This is a genomic window from Nocardioides sp. REDSEA-S30_B4 (assembly GCF_001627265.1).
Classification (GTDB): Bacteria; Actinomycetota; Actinomycetes; order Propionibacteriales; family Nocardioidaceae; genus Nocardioides.
In genome coordinates, this window is record NZ_LUPI01000054.1 from 1 (window position 1) to 16,335 (window position 16,335).

Annotated in this window: 19 protein-coding genes; 7 read left to right on the forward strand and 12 right to left on the reverse strand. The window is 72.7% G+C overall.

What is annotated here, in order from left to right:
• The first annotated feature begins 141 nt into the window (after positions 1 to 141).
• From A6R01_RS11205 to A6R01_RS11215, 3 genes are all read left to right on the forward strand, one after another.
• Positions 142 to 933, forward strand: coding sequence for an enoyl-CoA hydratase (locus tag A6R01_RS11205; RefSeq protein ID WP_292605855.1), 792 nt, complete (start codon positions 142 to 144; stop codon positions 931 to 933).
• A gap of 193 nt (positions 934 to 1,126) precedes the next feature.
• On the forward strand, positions 1,127 to 1,732 hold the full coding sequence (locus tag A6R01_RS11210; protein ID WP_292605857.1) for a helix-turn-helix domain-containing protein: 606 nt from the start codon (positions 1,127 to 1,129) through the stop codon (positions 1,730 to 1,732).
• Positions 1,729 to 2,973 carry an MFS transporter gene (locus A6R01_RS11215; protein ID WP_292605859.1) on the forward strand — a complete coding sequence of 415 codons (1,245 nt, stop codon included), beginning with the start codon at positions 1,729 to 1,731 and terminating at the stop codon, positions 2,971 to 2,973. The genes A6R01_RS11210 and A6R01_RS11215 overlap by 4 nt, the downstream gene beginning before the upstream one ends.
• A gap of 13 nt (positions 2,974 to 2,986) precedes the next feature.
• Here the strand turns inward: A6R01_RS11215 and A6R01_RS11220 are convergent, their stop codons facing one another.
• Positions 2,987 to 3,517 (reverse strand): DUF1697 domain-containing protein, encoded by a 531-nt coding sequence (locus tag A6R01_RS11220; protein ID WP_292605861.1) that lies wholly within the window; start codon positions 3,515 to 3,517, stop codon positions 2,987 to 2,989.
• Positions 3,518 to 3,597: 80 nt separating this feature from the next.
• Positions 3,598 to 4,791: a 4-hydroxyphenylpyruvate dioxygenase gene (gene hppD, locus A6R01_RS11225; protein WP_292605863.1), complete on the reverse strand. Its 1,194-nt coding sequence runs from the start codon at positions 4,789 to 4,791 to the stop codon at positions 3,598 to 3,600.
• An 82-nt stretch (positions 4,792 to 4,873) separates the two neighbouring features.
• Here hppD and A6R01_RS11230 point away from each other — a divergent pair, with 82 nt between their 5' ends.
• Positions 4,874 to 5,359, forward strand: coding sequence for an Lrp/AsnC family transcriptional regulator (locus A6R01_RS11230; RefSeq protein WP_292605865.1), 486 nt, complete (start codon positions 4,874 to 4,876; stop codon positions 5,357 to 5,359).
• 52 nt (positions 5,360 to 5,411) lie between these two features.
• Here the strand turns inward: A6R01_RS11230 and A6R01_RS11235 are convergent, their stop codons facing one another.
• Positions 5,412 to 6,080 (reverse strand): helix-turn-helix domain-containing protein, encoded by a 669-nt coding sequence (locus A6R01_RS11235; RefSeq protein WP_292605867.1) that lies wholly within the window; start codon positions 6,078 to 6,080, stop codon positions 5,412 to 5,414.
• Positions 6,081 to 6,132: 52 nt separating this feature from the next.
• Positions 6,133 to 6,588, reverse strand: coding sequence for a PaaI family thioesterase (locus A6R01_RS11240; RefSeq protein WP_292605869.1), 456 nt, complete (start codon positions 6,586 to 6,588; stop codon positions 6,133 to 6,135).
• Between the two features lie 63 nt (positions 6,589 to 6,651).
• Between A6R01_RS11240 and A6R01_RS11245 the strand changes: the two genes are divergently transcribed.
• On the forward strand, positions 6,652 to 7,155 hold the full coding sequence (locus A6R01_RS11245) for a helix-turn-helix domain-containing protein (protein WP_292605871.1): 504 nt from the start codon (positions 6,652 to 6,654) through the stop codon (positions 7,153 to 7,155).
• A gap of 9 nt (positions 7,156 to 7,164) precedes the next feature.
• On the opposite strand, the gene A6R01_RS11250 is transcribed toward A6R01_RS11245, so the two are convergent.
• The 4 genes from A6R01_RS11250 to A6R01_RS11265 are packed head-to-tail and all read right to left on the reverse strand — an operon-like array spanning position 7,165 to position 10,418.
• Positions 7,165 to 8,982 (reverse strand): DEAD/DEAH box helicase, encoded by a 1,818-nt coding sequence (locus A6R01_RS11250; RefSeq protein ID WP_292605873.1) that lies wholly within the window; start codon positions 8,980 to 8,982, stop codon positions 7,165 to 7,167.
• The gene (locus tag A6R01_RS11255) at positions 8,979 to 9,251 is read right to left on the reverse strand and encodes a DUF3039 domain-containing protein (protein ID WP_292605875.1); all 273 of its coding nucleotides are present in this window, start codon (positions 9,249 to 9,251) and stop codon (positions 8,979 to 8,981) included. Before A6R01_RS11255 ends, A6R01_RS11250 begins: the two co-directional genes overlap by 4 nt.
• A gap of 28 nt (positions 9,252 to 9,279) precedes the next feature.
• Positions 9,280 to 9,861, reverse strand: a complete 582-nt coding sequence (locus A6R01_RS11260) for a YqgE/AlgH family protein (RefSeq protein ID WP_292605877.1) — start codon at positions 9,859 to 9,861, stop codon at positions 9,280 to 9,282.
• Positions 9,858 to 10,418: a hypothetical protein gene (locus tag A6R01_RS11265; RefSeq protein WP_292605879.1), complete on the reverse strand. Its 561-nt coding sequence runs from the start codon at positions 10,416 to 10,418 to the stop codon at positions 9,858 to 9,860. The genes A6R01_RS11260 and A6R01_RS11265 overlap by 4 nt, the downstream gene beginning before the upstream one ends.
• Positions 10,419 to 10,714: 296 nt before the next feature.
• Here A6R01_RS11265 and A6R01_RS11270 point away from each other — a divergent pair, with 296 nt between their 5' ends.
• Positions 10,715 to 11,440: a TetR/AcrR family transcriptional regulator gene (locus A6R01_RS11270; RefSeq protein WP_292605881.1), complete on the forward strand. Its 726-nt coding sequence runs from the start codon at positions 10,715 to 10,717 to the stop codon at positions 11,438 to 11,440.
• Positions 11,441 to 11,460: 20 nt separating this feature from the next.
• On the opposite strand, the gene A6R01_RS11275 is transcribed toward A6R01_RS11270, so the two are convergent.
• On the reverse strand, positions 11,461 to 12,498 hold the full coding sequence (locus tag A6R01_RS11275) for a DUF3048 domain-containing protein (RefSeq protein ID WP_292605883.1): 1,038 nt from the start codon (positions 12,496 to 12,498) through the stop codon (positions 11,461 to 11,463).
• 42 nt (positions 12,499 to 12,540) lie between these two features.
• A complete protein-coding gene (gene fabG, locus A6R01_RS11280) occupies positions 12,541 to 13,311 on the reverse strand; it encodes an SDR family NAD(P)-dependent oxidoreductase (protein WP_292605885.1) in 771 nt (256 codons plus the stop codon).
• A 218-nt stretch (positions 13,312 to 13,529) separates the two neighbouring features.
• Here fabG and A6R01_RS11285 point away from each other — a divergent pair, with 218 nt between their 5' ends.
• Positions 13,530 to 14,555, forward strand: a complete 1,026-nt coding sequence (locus A6R01_RS11285) for a hypothetical protein (protein WP_292605887.1) — start codon at positions 13,530 to 13,532, stop codon at positions 14,553 to 14,555.
• Positions 14,556 to 14,606: 51 nt separating this feature from the next.
• Here the strand turns inward: A6R01_RS11285 and A6R01_RS11290 are convergent, their stop codons facing one another.
• Positions 14,607 to 15,023 carry an HIT family protein gene (locus tag A6R01_RS11290; RefSeq protein ID WP_292605889.1) on the reverse strand — a complete coding sequence of 139 codons (417 nt, stop codon included), beginning with the start codon at positions 15,021 to 15,023 and terminating at the stop codon, positions 14,607 to 14,609.
• A 27-nt stretch (positions 15,024 to 15,050) separates the two neighbouring features.
• Entirely contained in the window at positions 15,051 to 16,313 is a 1,263-nt protein-coding gene (locus A6R01_RS11295; RefSeq protein WP_292605891.1) for a M15 family metallopeptidase, read from the reverse strand.
• Between the last annotated feature and the right edge of the window lie 22 nt (positions 16,314 to 16,335).

Consider the following 16,335-nt stretch of genomic DNA (forward strand, 5'->3'; position numbering starts at 1 on the left):
GGGGAGGTCGTCGGACGGGAGCCGCTGGACGCCGCGCGGGAGCGGCACGCCCGCTCGCGCGACGCGCTGCCGCTGGCGTCGCGGGCTCTCCTGCGCGGCGAGCCGGTGCTGCCGACGGTGCGCGTCTCCTAGGGTCGGGGCATGACCCGCAGCCCTGACTCCGTGCCCGGCCTCGACGTCTCGCTCGAGCAGGGCGTGCTGCGCCTGACCTTCAACCGTCCGGAGGTCTTCAACGCGCTCTCCGGCGAGATCGCCCTCGCGCTGGCGGACCTGCTGGAGTCCGTGCCGTCGCGCGACGACGTGCGCGTGGTGGTGCTGACCGGCGTCGGCGCCGCCTTCAACGCCGGCGCCGACATCTCCGGCGAGGACGCGCACGAGAAGTTCGACGTGCGGGCGATGGACGTCACCAACCGGATCATCCGGGCCATCGTGGCGTGCGACCGGCCGGTGCTCGCCGCGGTCAACGGCGTGGCGGCCGGCGTCGGCTGCGGGATCGCCCTGGCCTGCGACATCGTCGTGGCGGCCGAGTCCTCGTCGTACCTCCTGGCCTTCACCCGCATCGGCTTCATGCCCGACGGCGGCACGTCCGCGACCGTCGCGGCCTCGATCGGACGGGCCCGCGCGATGCGGATGGCCCTGCTCGCCGAGCCGCTGTCGGCGCAGGAGGCGTACGCCGCCGGGCTGGTCACGCATGTGGCCTCCGACGAGGAGTTCCCGACGCTGGTCGACACCCTCGTGCGACGCATGGCCTCCGGTCCCCCGCTGGCCTTCGCTGCCACCAAGAAGGCCGTCAACGCCGCCACCCTGATCCCCCTCGAGGACGCCCTCGAGCGCGAGCGCACCGGGCAGGTCGTGCTCATGCGCACCGCCGACGTCGCCGAGGGGATGCGCGCCTTCTCCGAACGACGCAAGCCGGTGTTCCGCGGGGAGTAGCCCGCGGCGGTCGGCGGGCCGGAAGGTTCATCGGCGCCCCGATGAAACTCACGCTCCCCCGATGCAGCTGCAGCGGCGTACCGAAAGGCTCGTCGGGGCCCCGATGAAGCTCACAGGTCCAACCCCCAAAGAACTGTTTGACAGTCCCTGCCGCCAGGGTGTCCACTACTCCCCAAGAACTCTTGGAGGGTCAATGGCGGACACCCAGCCCGGGCAGGGCGAGAAGATCGGCGAGATGCGCGCCCTCGCGCACCCGGTGCGGCTGCGGATGCTCTCGCTGCTGACGGGCACGGCGATGAGTGCCGCCGAGGTGGCGCGCGAGCTCGACCTGACCCACGCCAACGCCAGCTACCACCTGCGGGTCCTCGCCGACGCCGGGGAGCTGGTGGTCGACGGCGAGGAGAAGGTGCGCGGCGGACTGGCCAAGCGCTACCGCTACCCGCACGAGCACGAGGGCCGCCACGTCGCCCCGCCGACCGAGCGCAATCGCGACGACGAAGCGCTGCACCTGCGCGCCACCTTCACCGAGCTCGAGCGCCGCATGACCACCAGCACCCCCCGCACCTGGATGTCCGACCTCGAGGGCTGGGTCGACCCGGAGGTCTGGGAGCAGGCCCGCGAGCACATGTACGCCGCCTCCCGGCTGCTCCACGACGCCAACCGCCCGCCCCGCACCGAGGGCACCGTCCACGTCAGCTTCACGGCCTTCGCGTTCGCGATGCAGCCGCCCACCCAGAGCCACACCCAGCCCCCCGCCACCCCCGACGAGGAGCCCGAGCACACCGAGGAACCACGATGACCTGGTCCGCCAGCCTGGCGCCCCTGCGGGAGCCCAACTTCCGCTACTACTTCCTCTCGCGCCTGGTGAACATGATCGGCAACGCGATGGCCTCCCTCGCGCTGGCCTTCGCGGTGCTGCAGGTGACCGACGACGACCCGGCCGCCGTCGGCTACGTCCTGGCCGCCCACACCGTGCCCATGGTGCTGCTGCTCCTGTGGGGCGGGGTCGTGGCTGACCGGTTCGGCCGGGTGGCGGTGCTGCAGTTCTCCAACATCGCCTCGGCGGTGAGCCAGGGCATCATCGCCGCCCTCGTCATCACCGGCACCGCCGAGCTCTGGTCGCTGGTCGTGCTGAGCCTGGTCCACGGCATCGTGTCGGGCGTCGGGTTCCCCGCGATGGCCAGCATGCTCCCCTCGGTCGTCGCCAAGGAGCACCTGCAGCCGGCCAACGCGCTGGTCTCCCTCGCCCGCTCCGGCATCGTCATCATCGGCCCGACCCTGGCCGCTCTGCTCGTCGTCAGCGTCGGCCCCGGCTGGGCGCTGGCGGTCGACGCGACCACCTGGCTCGTCAGCGGGCTGCTGCTGGGCCTGGTCCGGCTGCCCGCCGTCGTACGCCGCAGCACCGGCGCCAGCACGTTCACCGAGCTGCGCGAGGGCTGGTCCTACGTGCGCCGCACGCAGTGGCTGTGGGTCGTGGTCCTGGGCTTCTCGGTGCTCAACGCCATCCACGCCGGCGCCTGGTTCACCCTCGGTCCGGCGCGCGCGAAGGAGACGATCGGCGAGCAGGGCTGGGGCCTGGTGCTCTCGGCCGAGGCCGTCGGCCTGCTGCTGATGACGCTGGTGCTGCTGCGCGTGCGGCTCGAGCGCCCGCTGCTGGTCGGGATGATCGGCATCATGGCGCTCGGCCTGCCGATCTACATGCTCGGCGCCCACCCGCACCTGCTGTGGTTGCTGCTCGCCACCTTCATCGCCGGGGCCGGCACCGAGCTGTTCAACATGGGCTGGAACCTCGCCATGCAGGAGCAGGTCCCCGACGAGATGCTCTCGCGCGCCTACTCCTACGACGCGCTCGGCTCCTTCGCCGCGATGCCGGTCGGGCAGGTGCTGTTCGGGCCGCTCGCGGTCGCGTTCGGGTTCACCGACGTGCTGGTGGTCAGCGGCATCGTCTACGTCGCGGTGTGCGGGCTGGTCCTGCTCTCCCCCGAGGTACGCCGCTTGGCGCGCGCCCCGCAGGCCGACCCGGCCCCGGCGCCGGCCTGACCGCGCGCCCGACTCAGCACCACTTGTCGACCAGGGCGGCGACGACCGTCGGGTTGCGCCAGGTCGAGGTGGTGCCGAGGCACTTCTCGACCAGCGGGTTGGTCAGCTTGGTCCCGTGGACGCCGTCCGCGCTGACCAGCAGGTGCAGCGCACGACCGCCGACCTCGATCCGCTCCCCCGGCTGCGCCTTCTCCCGCAGCCACTCGACGCCCTCGGCGGTCGGCTCGTCCCGCAGCAGCGCGACGTAGTGCTGGCCGTCGTGGTCGACCGCGGAGGCGTGCGTGTGGACCTCGCGCAGCTCGCTCCCGGCGTACACGATCGTGGGGACCTCGAAGCCGCGGTCGGCGAGGTAGGCCTCCTCCAGCGCCCGCTCGATGCGCGCACGGGAGCGCATGCGCGTGCTGAGGCGGACGTTGCCGGTGTTGATGTGGGTGGCGACGTCCTCGAACCCGGCTGCCTCGGTCGCCGCGACGATGTCGTCCTTGGGGAACTTCCGCTTCGCGCCGAGGTTGATCGCGCGCAGGAACGCCACGTAGGTCGCCATGGGCCCGATCCTGCCCCACCCCGGGGACAGTCGTGCCCCTCAGCGGGCGCCATGGCGCCCGCTGAGGGGCACGACTCCCATCACAGGTTGCCGCGGCGCTCCTGCTCGCGCTCGATCGCCTCGAAGAGCGCCTTGAAGTTGCCCTTGCCGAAGCCCAGCGACCCGTGCCGCTCGATGAACTCGAAGAAGACGGTCGGCCGGTCCCCCATCGGCTTGGTGAAGATCTGCAGCAGGTAGCCGTCCTCATCGCGGTCGACGAGGATCTTGCGCTTCTTCAGCTCCTCGATCGGCACCCGCACCTGGCCGATGCGTGCGCGCAGCTCGGGGTCGTCGTAGTAGGAGTCGGGGGTCTCGAGGAACTCCACACCGTTGTCGCGCAGCACGTCGACGGTGCGCAGGATGTCGCCGGTGGCCAGCGCGATGTGCTGGCAGCCGGCGCCGTCGTAGAACTCGAGGTACTCGTCGATCTGCGACTTCTTCTTCGCGATCGCGGGCTCGTTGAGGGGGAACTTCACCCGGTGGTTGCCGCTCGCGACCACCTTGCTCATCAGCGCGGAGTAGTCGGTGGCGATGTCGTCGCCGATGAACTCGGCCATGTTCGTGAAGCCCATGACCTTGTTGTAGAAGCCGACCCACTCGTCCATCCGGCCGAGCTCGACGTTGCCGACGCAGTGGTCGACGGCCTGGAAGAGCCGCTTCGGGTGGCCCTCGCGGCGGGTCACGGTGGTGGAGCGGGCCTCGAAGCCGGGGAGGTAGGGGCCGGAGTAGCGGCTGCGGTCGACGAGGGTGTGCCGGGTCTCGCCGTACGTCGCGATGGCGGCGGTGCGCACGGTGCCGTGCTCGTCGGAGACGTCGTGCGGCTCCTCGAGGATCGTGGCGCCCATGGCGCGGGCGTGGTCGATGCAGCGGTCGACGTCGGGGACCTCGAGCGCCAGGTCGACGACGCCGTCGCCGTGCTTGCGGTGGTGGTCGAGGACCGGGCTGTCGGGGGTGACGCCGCCGGTGAAGACGAAGCGGGCGCTGCCCGAGCGCAGGACGTAGGTCTTGTCCTCGCGGTGACCGGTCTCGGGGCCGCGGTAGGCCTCCAGCTCCATGCCGAGCGCGAGCTGGTAGTAGCCGGCGGTCTGGGTGGCGTTGCCGACGACAAAGACGATCGCGTCCATCGCGGTCACGGGGAACGGGTCGCGGCTGGCGTCGTACTCCACGAGTCCGACCAGCTCCTTGAGCTGCTCGAGGGAGAGGTCGGCCTTGAGCTCGTCTGGGGTCAGCGTCATGCGCGCATGGTGGCCGCGGTCACACAGAGTGTGCAACAGTCGCCCGAGACACTGGACAACCTGCACAGTCGAAGGTGGGCGCATGGACGAGCTGGACGTCAGGTTGATCGACCTGTTCACCGCCGAGCCGCGGGTGGGGGTCCTGGAGGCCTCGCGGCGGCTCGGCGTGGCCCGCGGGACGGTGCAGGCGCGGCTCGACCGCCTCGCTGAGCGCGGGGTCGTGACCGGGTGGGGGCCCGACCTCTCACCCGAGGCGCTGGGACACCCGGTGACCGCGTTCCTGACGCTGGAGATCCGTCAGGCCGCGGCCGACGCCGGCGAGCGTGGCCACGACGTCGTCGGCTCCCACTTGGCCGAGATCGCCGAGGTGCTCGAGGTCCACACCATCACCGGCGCCGGCGACCTGCTCGCCCGCGTCGTCGCCCGCTCCAACGACGACCTGCAGCGCGTCATCGACCGGGTCCTGGCCCACCCGCTGATCACCCGGTCCTCGACGGTCATCGCGCTCGCTACGCAGGTGCCGTACCGCGTGCTGCCGCTGGCGCGGGCGAGCGTGGGATCGGGATAGTCCGCACGCAATCTCACCCTCAGCTCGAGCTGAGGGTGAGAACTCGTGCGGACTACCCCGCGACGCCCGCCGTCCCCGTCGACGCCAGCAGCGCGGCCACCTCGTCGGCGGCAGCGACCACCTGAGGGGCCACGACGGACTCGTCGAGCACCCCGAGGGTGACGATGCCGACCGAGGCCTCGAGGCCGTCGACCTTGCGCACGGGCGCGGCGAGGCCACGGGCGCCGGTCTGCAGCTCCCCCGTGGTCGTGACGTACGCCGGAGCCCGGCCGCCCGCGGAGCGCCCGAGCAGCACGGCCTTCCCGGCCGCGCCCTGGGCGAGCGGGTGGCGGGTGCCGACACGGTAGGAGACGTGGAAGTCGGTCCACGACGGCTCGACGACCGCCAGGGCGAGCGCCTCGGCGCCCTCCACGACGGTCAGGTGCGCGGTGCAGCCGACCTTCTCGGCCAGTCGCCGCAGCACCGGCTGCGCCAGGTCGCGCAGCACCGGCTGGACGGCTCCTGCCAGGTGCAGGATGCCGAGGCCGATGTGGAGCCGCCCCTTGGCGTCGCGTCGCAGGAGCGCGTGCTGCTCGAGCGTGCTCACCAGCCGGTAGACGACGGTGCGGTTGACCCCGAGCCGTCCGGCGAGCTCGGTGACGGTGAGCCCCCCGGGGGACCCGGCCAGCACCTCGAGCACGCGGAGGCCGCGGTCGAGGGTCTGGGAGGTCTCGGCGGACATGGGCCGCAGTCTAGGGACGCGGCGTGTCAGGCACGTTTCCCGGTGGCGAATCTCAGGCCGCGAAGATCATGCAGCTCGACGTGGCGTGGGCGACCAGCCTGCCGGCCTCGTCGACGAGCTGGGCCTCGGCCAGCGCCGTACGCCGACCGCGCGACACCACACGCCCGACCGCCCGGAGCCGACCCGACGCCTCGGTGGCGGGCCGCAGGAACTTCACGGTCAGGTCGAGGGAGGTGTAGCCCTCCCCCGGCGCCAGGGTGGAGTGGACCGAGCAGGCGGCGGCAGTGTCCAGCAGCGTGGACAGCACGCCGCCGTGGACGGTGCCGAGCGGGTTGTAGTGCCGCAGCTCGGGCACGAGCTCGACGGAGATCGAGCCCTCCTCGCCGCCGAAGTTGACCATGCCCAGCGTCTCGGCGATCGGGGCCGGTGGGATCAGGCCGTCGACCATGGCCTGCAGCTGCTCCATCCCGGTCATGGAGGCGAGGTCGGGCATCTGGGTCTCGGTCATGGACCCAGCTTGGGTCGACGATCTGGGTCTGTCAACGAGACTCAGCGTCGCTATCCTGTGGGCATGCCCACATCCCCCACCCACCCCGCGGGTCCGCCGGCGATGGCCTGGAGCACCGACAACTGCACCGTCGGCCGCACGATGGCGATCCTCGGCGAGCGGTGGACGGTCGTGGTCCTGCGCGAGGTCTTCAACGGCGTACGCCGCTTCGACGACATCCGGCGCCACAGCGGCATCCCCCGGCAGGTGCTCAGCAACCGGCTCGCCTCGTTGGTCGAGCAGGACATCCTGCGCCGGGAGCCCTACCGCCCCGAGAGCGGCGGCCGCACGCGCCACGAGTACCGCCCCACCGCCAAGGGCCTGGACCTCTACCTCGTCCTGGTCGCCGTGGCCGAGTGGGGCGACACCTACCTGGCCGATCCCGAGGGCCCGCCGGTGGAGTTCGTGCACCGCGACTGCGGCGAGCAGGTGCACCCCGTCGTCGAGTGCGCCGCCGGGCACCGGATCGACACGCCCCGCGACGTGGTCGGTCGCCCGGGCCCGGGCGCCAAGCCGTTCGAGGGGTAGGGCCCCGGGTCAGGAGGTCTTGCGCGCCGCCCAGTCGCGGACCCGGTCGATCCGGGCGCGCAGCTGGTCGGCGTTGGCGACGGCGGCCGCCGGGCCGCCGCACTCCTTGCGCAGCGCGGCGTGCGTGACGCCGTGCGGCTGGCCGGTGCGGTGGTACCACGCGCCGACGAGGCCGTTGAGCTCACGACGCAGGACCGCGAGCTGCTCGTGGGTGGCCGTCTCCTGCACCGTCTCCCGGGCCGGCTCGGACGCGGCATCAACCGTCGGCCGCTTCGAGGACTTCGCCCGGTCGGCCTGGCGCTGGCGCAGCAGGTCGCGCATCTGGTCGGGCTCGAGCAGGCCGGGGATGCCGAGGAAGTCCATCTCCTCCTCCGAGCCGACCTGCACCTCCCCCTCGTGACCGAAGGTCGCCCCGTCGTAGAGCACGTGGTCGAAGCGGGCCTCGGAGCCGATCGCCTCGAACGTGCCGAGCAGGTCGTCGGAGGCGCCGTCCTCGGCGTTGGCCGCGGCGAGCAGGTCGTTCTCGGCGGCGAAGATGTCGTCCTCGTCCTGCACCTTGCGGCCCAGCACGTGGTCGCGCTGCACCTCCATCTCCGAGGCGAAGCCGAGCAGGTTGGGCACAGACGGCAGGAAGACGGACGCGACCTCGCCGCGGTTGCGGGCCCGCACGAAGCGGCCGACTGCCTGGGCGAAGAACAGCGGCGTCGAGGTGGTCGTGGCCCACACGCCGACGGCCAGGCGGGGCACGTCGACGCCCTCGGAGACCATCCGCACCGCGACCATCCAGCGCGAGGTGTCCTCGGCGAAGGTGCTGATCTTCTTCGACGCCGCCTTCTCGTCCGAGAGCACCACGGTCGCGGCCTCGCCGCTGACCTGGCGCAGGATCTTGGCGTACGCGCGGGCGGAGTCCTGGTCGGTGGCGATCACCAGTCCCCCGGCGTCCGGGACGTGGCGGCGCACCTCGGAGAGACGCTTGTCGGCCGCGGCCAGCACCGAGGGGATCCACGAGCCGGTCGGGTCGAGCGCGGTGCGCAGGGCCTGGTTGGTGAGGTCCTTGGTCAGCGGCTCGCCCAGCCGGGCCGCGACCTCGTCGCCGGCGCGGGTGCGCCAGCTCATCTCGCCGGAGTAGGCCAGGAAGAGCACGGGACGGACGACGTGGTCGGCCAGCGCGTGGGAGTAGCCGTAGGTGTAGTCGGCCGCCGAGCGCGGGATGCCGTCGGGCCCCGGCTCGTAGGTGACGAAGGGGATCGGGTTGACGTCGGAGCGGAACGGCGTGCCGGTCAGGCACAGCCGCCGAGCCGCGGGCTCGAAGGCCTCGCGCACGCCCTCGCCCCACGACAGCGCGTCACCGGCGTGGTGGACCTCGTCGAGGATCACCAGGGTCTTGAAGCGCTCGGTGCGGATGCGCATCGCCAGCGGGTTGACCGCGACGCCGGCGTACGTCACCGCGACGCCCACGAAGTCGCCGGAGGTGCGGCCCTTGCCGGCCGAGAAGGTCGGGTCGATCGGGATGCCGGCGCGTGCGGCGGCCTCGGCCCACTGCAGCTTGAGGTGCTCGGTGGGCGCGACGACGATGACGCGGTCGATCAGCCGGCGACCGAGCAGCTCGGAGGCCACCGACAGCGCGAAGGTGGTCTTGCCGGCGCCGGGCGTGGCGACGGCGAGGAAGTCACGCGGCAGGTCGGCGAAGTACTTCTCCATCGCCGCCTGCTGCCAGGCACGCAGCGACGGCGCGGTGCCCCAGGCCGCACGGTGCGGGAAGGCCGGGGTGAGCGCAGGCGTGAGCGAGGGCCCCGACTCGTCGTCGGGTCGCGGGGCGGCGCTCACGCGTCGGAGCCGCTGTCGTCGTTCAGGGACTCCCAGACCTCTTTGCACTCCGGGCAGACGGGGTACTTCTCCGGGGTGCGGCTGGGCACCCAGACCTTGCCGCACAGGGCCACGACCGGCGTGCCCATGACCATCGCCTCGGTGAGCTTGTCCTTGTCGACGTAGTGGCTGAACCGCTCGTGGTCGCCCTCGTCGGTCGGGACGGTCCGACGGTCCTGCTCGACCCGCTCGTCGAGAGCCGTGCCGCTGCCGAATCCGAATCCACTCACGGGGCGTGACTCTACGTGAGTCGGGCCGTCAGTTCAGGTCCGGATCGGCCGGACGTGTGGAGTGCCACGCCAGCTCGCCCGGCTGGCGGCGCAGCACGTCGCGGGCGAGGTCGACGGCGTCCTCGCGGGTCAGGTCGCCGGCCTCGGCGGGCACGACGTACCAGGCGCCCTCCTCGATCTCCTCCTCCAGCTGACCGGCTCCCCACCCGGCGTACCCGGCGAAGATGCGTACGCCGGCGAGCCGGCCGGCCAGCGCGTCGACCGGCGTGTCGAGGTCGACCAGCCCGAAGGGCCCGGCGACCGGGCGGAACCCGGCATCGGGGACGACCACGCCGTCCTCGAGCAGTGCGACCGCGAGCGCCCCCTCGGTGGAGACCGGGCCGCCCTGGAAGAGCACCTCGGGCTCGGCCACGACCGGCCCCCAGTCCGGGAGGACCTCCTCGACCGGGACCGGGGTGGGACGGTTGAGCACGACGCCGATGGCGCCCTCGTCGTCGGCGTCGAGCAGCAGCACGACGGTGTCGACGAAGTTCGGGTCGAGCAGCGTGGGAGCGGCCACCAGGAGCATGCCCGGGGCCGGCGGGAGCCCGGCTGCCGTCGTACCGCTCATGGCCCCATGATGCGGCACGACCCCGACCCGACGCGGGGAGGGTGCGGTCGTGGGGACCGCGAGGGAGGGAGCGTGTGGGCGGTCGTCTCCGGGACGGGCGCCAGCACCCAGCCGGCACGGGCCTTCTCCTCGATGCGCGCGCCGACGGCGGCGGCGCCGGAGTCGTGGGCACTGGCCTGGCCGGCCATGACGGCCAACAGGATGCGCTCCTTGGCGGTGGCCTTGTCCATCGCGGCGGCCATCTGCTCGTCGAGCGGCTCGGCGCGGTAGTGGTCGACGATCGCCCGGATGCCGGGCAGCTCGGCGGCGGTGGCGCGCCAGGCGTCGACGACGGCGGCCTCGAAGGCCATCGGACGGGCCATCAGCTCGCGCTCGATGCGGCCGGCGAGCCGGGTGTGCCAGCGCAGCTGCAGGGCGCCGAGCAGGGTGAGCTCGTCGCCGAAGGACTCGGCCACGCCCTCGACGTCCCACGGGAGCAGGCCGTCGCGGCGGGCGTCGGCCGTGGCGATCACGGTGCGGAGGATCTCTCCACGGTTGCGGTACGAGGTCCAGGTCATGGGGGGCGCCCTTCTCGTAGGTCCAGCTCGGGTCCAGCCGGGGGTCCGGCCAGGTCACGGCATTCGCATACCGCGAGTACGTACCGAGAGTACGGAGCCATACTCGCGGTATGCAAACACCTCGGGGTGGTCCGTCAGGTGATCCCGCACACGGTCCCTGAGCAGCCCTCCGACCGCCTGTGACGCCGCTCTCGCGACGGCTGCCTGCCCCTTCGGAGCCGCCGCACGGTGGGTGCCCGGGCGCGGCGCGACGGACACCTCCGAGAGGCTGAGACCCAGGTCACTAGACTGCCGGTATGGCCAGGTCGAGCGTGTCCAAGCTGGTGCCCAAGGTGCCTGGGGTCCCTGGCGTCCCCGGAGCGTCCCTGCGCCAGCAGTACTCCGCCTCGACCAAGCGCGGTCTCGTCGACGTCGCCGAGGAGCTCTTCACCGAGCACGGCTACGCCGCCACCTCCCTGGACGCCATCGTCAGCGGCGCCCGGGTGACCAAGGGCGCGCTCTACCACCACTTCAGCGGCAAGCAGGCGCTCTTCGAGGCCGTCTTCGAGCGGGTGGAGTCCGACGCCGCACGCGCGATCCAGAAGGCACTGAAGGGCAAGAGGGACCCCTGGGAGAAGGCCCGCGCCGGCCTGGAGGCGTTCCTCGCCGTGGTGCAGGAGCCGCGCTACCGGCGGATCGTGGTCCAGGAGGGCCCCTCGGTGCTGGGCTACGAGCGCTTCCGGGAGCAGGAGGAGCGCTCGACCTTCGCCAACGTGGTCGACATCGTCCGGGCGGTGCTCAGCGCCGGCACCTGGGAGCTCGACGAGCCGATGATCCAGACCTTCGCGCGGATCTTCTTCGGCGCCATGTCCGCCGCCGGCGAGTCGGTGGCCTCCGCCGACGACGCGATCGTCGCCGCGACACGGGTCGAGGCCGCGATCGGGTTCATCATCGCCGGCTTCCAGTCGCTCGCCGACGCCGGCGTACCCCTCCCCGACCCGGGTGCCGCGATCCTCGAGGTCCCCACCGCGGTCGACGAGTAGGAGCGTCCCGGGCGCAGGACTCAGCCGACGGTGACCGAGCCGGTCGCCTCGGGGACCAGCTCGATCCAGGTCCGCCCGGCCGGGACGCGCAGGGTGCCGAAGCGGTTGCGCAGCTCCAGCGGCGCACCGACGTCGGACTTGGACCAGGTGCCGGAGATCGCGCGGCCACCGTGCAGCAGCAGCGCCTGCCCGCGACCCTCGAGGAAGGTCTCGGGGACCGGGTTGCCGGCTGGGTCCTTGTAGCCGGCGTCGCCGACGCGCACCCGGAGCACCAGCACCGAGTCGGCGAGGAACTGGTCGTCGGCGGCGGCGAAGGTGTTGACGTTGCGGTACCTGCCGTTCTCGAAGGCCCACGTCGTGGTGTGGCCGTAGGAGAAGCGCGCCTGCAGGCTGCGGCCCGGCCGGCCCTTGGGCAGGTCGGCCGCGTCGCCCCACGGCAGGTAGTCGTCGGGCCGGGTGGCGGCCCGCTTGACCAACGTGGCGGTCTCGGCCAGGTCGGTCATCAGGTTGTACGGCGCGGAGCGGGAGGAGTCCCGGAAGAACCCCTTGGCCCCCTCCCCGAAGAACCGGATCCCGGCCTGCTGGATGCGCCGGATCGTGATCGGGGCGGCGCCGCTGGTCACCACCGCGGCGTCGACCGGCTTGACGATCCCGATGTCGCTGGCGCGCATCGAGCGCACCGGCCCGACGGTGCCGGGGATGTCGGAGTAGAAGAACGCCGCCAGCCGGGTCAGGCCGCCCTCGACCAGCTCCTCGACGACCAGGTCGGCGCTGCCGAGGCCGCGCTGCGGGGCGCTGGAGGAGGTGTTGTCCATCTTCAGCACCATCACGGGGAACCGTGAGGCCGCCGACCGGCCGCCCTTGACGGGCAGCCCGGTCAGCGGCCAGGTCTCGGGCGTCACCTCGGCGCCCTTGCTCACCTGCTGGGTCGGCGTCGAGGAGGGCGCGGCCTCCGGCGCCGGCCCGTCACCGTCTCCGCTGCAGGCGCTCAGGGCGAGCGAGGCGGTGAGCAGCGCGGCGGTGGCCACGCCGGCCCGGCGACGGTGACGGATCGGCACGGAAGGGTCCTCCAGAGGTGGTGCTGGGTCGATCGGGGGCGGTCAGACGCCGAGGCTGATGCCGCCGTCGACGTACAGGGTCTGGCCGGTGATGTACGACGACTCGTCGGAGGCCAGGAACGTCACCGCGGCGGCGATGTCCTCGGGGTACCCCACCCGCTTGACCGGGTTGGCGTCCGCGTTCATCTTCCGGAACTCCTCGACGTCGAGCTTGAGGCGCGCCGCGGTGGCGTCGGTCATCTCGGTGGCGATGAAGCCGGGGGCGACGGCGTTGGCGTTGATGCCGAAGGGGCCGAGCTCGATGCCGAGGGTGCGGGTGAAGCCCTGCACGCCCATCTTGGCGGCGGAGTAGTTGGCCTGGCCGCGGTTGCCCAGCGCCGAGGTCGAGGAGATGTTGACGACCTTGCCGTAGCGCTGCTCGACGAAGTGCTTCTGCGCGGCCTTGGTCATCAGGAACGCGCCCTTGAGGTGGACGCCCATCACCATGTCCCAGTCCTGCTCGGTCATCTTGAACAGCAGGTTGTCGCGGGTGATGCCGGCGTTGTTGACCAGCACGTGCAGGCCGCCGAGCTCGCTGACGACCCGCTCGACGGCGGCGTCGACGCTCTCCGGGTTGCTGACGTCGCAGCCCACGCCCACGGACTTCGCACCGTCGACCAGCGACAGCTTGCCGGCGGCCTCGGCGGCGGCGGCCTCGTCGAGGTCGATGATCGCGACCGAGGCACCCTCCTCGGCGAAGCGGTTGGCGGTGCCGAAGCCGATGCCGCGCGCGGCTCCGGTGACGATGACGACGCGACCGTCGAAACGACCCATGGTGGTGGTGCTCCTTCGTGGAGGGGACTGTGGAGGCCCGGCAGGGCCTCCAGCACCTTAGACGGGCCGGCTGAGCCCGCTGCCGGGAGTCCGCCCCCGCGGCTCGGCGCGCTTCACGACGTTGTGCAGGAAATCGGGCGCCTTTTCCTGCAGAACGTCGTGGTCGAGCCTGTGGATGAGGCCGAGCGTGCTCCGGCCACAGTGGGCAGGGTCGAGGCATGGACGTCGGACGGGGTGCTCACGGGGTCACGTGGCCCGTGCCGGTCGACCCCACGGGGAAGGCCGGTCCCACCCGGCACGACACCACCACCGCGCCGTGGCGGCGGAGCAGTCGCGGGTTGTTCGTGCCGGCCGACGTCGTACGCACCCCCGCTCAGCGGGCCGCCGAGGCGGGTGCGGCCCTCACCTCGGACCGGGTCGCCGTCACCGGGTGGGCGGCGCTGTGCTGGCGCGGCTCGCGGTGGGCGACCGGCGTACGGCGCCACGGCAGCCTGCGCCCGGTCGACCTCGTGGCGGAGTCGCAGGTGCTGCGACCGCCGTCGGGGACGCGGCTGTGCCAGGAACGCACCGGTGGCGGCCCCGTCGAGGTGGTGGACGGGCTGCGCGTGACGAGCGCCGTGTCCGCCGTGTGCTTCGCGATGCGGTACGCCGAGTCGCTGGCCGAGGCCGTGGAGGTCCTGGACATGGCGTACCGCGCCGACCTGGTCTCCCTCGCCGAGGTCGCCGCGTGGATGGAGAAGCACCCTGCGCGCCGGGGCATGCCTCGGGCCCGCGCGGCCCTGGGCCTCGGCGACGAGAACTCCTGGTCGCCACAGGAGACCCACGCCCGGCTCGCCTGGGAACGGGTCACCGGCGCGCGCCCGCTGACCAACCGGCCGGTCTTCGACCTCGCCGGACGCCACCTCGGCACGCCCGACCTCGTCGACCCGGTCACCGGGGTGTGCGGGGAGTACGACGGGGACCATCACCTCACCCGCCGGCAACGCCGCCGCGACCTCGCCCGCGAGCAGCTCCTGCTCGACCACGGGCTGCAGACGTTCGTGGTGGTCGGCGGCGACCTGGGCGCGGCGTTCAGCGGCAGGTTGACCTCTGCGCTGTCCCGGGCGCAGCGCGCGACCGGCCCGCGGCGGTGGAGCCTCGACCCACCGGGCTGGTGGGTGGACACCTCCACCGTCGAGCGGCGACGCGCCCTCCAGGGGGTCGAGCGCGAGATCTGGCTCGGATCACGACGTTCTGCAGGCTGAGGGGCCGGATCTCCTGCAGAACGTCGTGATCGGTGGCGCGTGGACTGGGTGTCAGGCCAGTGCGCCGCGGAGACGAGCGGCGTACGCCGCGCGCTCGCCGTCGGCGTACTTGTGCCGGGGCCAGAAGAAGCCGCGCAGGCCGTCGCCCTTGGTGCGGGGCACGACGTGCAGGTGCAGGTGGGGCACCGACTGGCTGACGGTGTTGTTGATCGCCACGAAGGAGCCCTGCGCCCCCAGCTCGGACACGACGGCGGTGGCGATGCGCTGGGCCGCCGCCAGGAAGGGGTCGCGCAGGTCGGCCGGCAGGTCGGGCAGGGTCACGACGTGCTCGCGAGGGACCAGCAGCACGTGGCCCTTGAAGACCGGCCGCTGGTCGAGGAACGCGAGGAGCGTGTCGGTCTCGAGCACGACGTCGGCGTGCACGTCGCCGGCGACGATCGAGCAGAAGACGCAGTCGGCCGAGGTCACCTGCTCACCGTAGCCAGCGCGACCGGGTCAGTCGCACACCTCGGTGGCGCACTCGGGCGGCAGGACGGGCGCGTGCTCGTCGTGCTCGTGCCCGCCGCGCTTCGCCGAGCGCGGCACCGCGTCGAAGTGGTGGTTGTCGGCGGTGCCGTAGGTCCAGCGCAGGCCGTGCCTGCGCATGATCGACACGACCCGGTGCTGGCTCGAGCGCCACGCCACCCGCGGGTGGCTGCGCGAGGCCCACCAGGAGTTCGGGACCAGGCCGTGGGAGGAGCGGTAGGGGTTCTCCCAGGTGTTGATGTCCAGCGACCTCCCCCAGGAGTGCGGCGAGCGGACCCCGGGGCGCCCCACGACCTGGCGGCAGTTGAAGGCGCTGGTGTTGCCCGCGGCCATGGAGGCGTAGTCGTCGGCGCCCTTGAGCCGGGAGGACCACCCGAATCGGTCGGCGCGGACCATCGAGCGGATCGGCAGCCCGGCGTCGTACATGTCGCGCAGGGCACCGGCCATCTGGCCGACGACCGACGCGGCGGCCACCAGCTCGCCTCGGTAGCGGTAGCCGTCGTAGCCCCAGTAGTTGATGCGCAGCAGCCGCAGCTGCGGGCGGCCCACGGGGCAGCCGCGGTGCCAGGTGCGGCCCTTCATCGAGCGCCAGACCTTGCCGGGTATGCGCGTGATGCTCGCGGCCGCTCCGTCGCCCTGGGCGCGTGGTGCCCGCGGCAGGCTGCGGCGCGGGTCCGGCCCACCGAGTCGTACGACGCTGCCGGGCGGCACGTTGTCGACCCGGTGCACGGGGCTCCTCCCCCGCTCCAGCCACGGCTGCCTCGCGGTGCGGAAGCGCCAGCGCGAGTCGTCCCGCGGGGCGATCCGGGTGTGGGCGCGGCCGCGCTCGTCGGTGGTCAGCACCTCGACCTCGCGCCAGCGACCGTTGCGCTTGCGCTGCAGGGCGACCTCCCCGACGACCGGGTCGCCGGAGCCGGTGGTCCACCGCACCGCCACGCGCACGCTGGTCTCGTCGACGACCTCGTCGGGTCCCTTCACCCGCAGCCGGGCGTTGCGGCGCCGCAGCGGCAGCGTCACCGGCCCGGTCGCCTGCGGCTCGTGGGTCTCGTCGCCGGCCCACGCGACGATGACCGGGGCGTCCTGGCCGGCGTACGTCGGTGGCGCGCTCAGCGTGAGGCCGGGTGGCACCTCTCGCGACGCCGGCCGCTCGGCCGGGGCGGCCGCCGCGGGCAGCACGCCGAGCGCGAGCGCGAGGAGGGTGCAGACGACGACCAGAGACTTCCCGAGGACCACCGCCCCACCATGCCCACTAGCA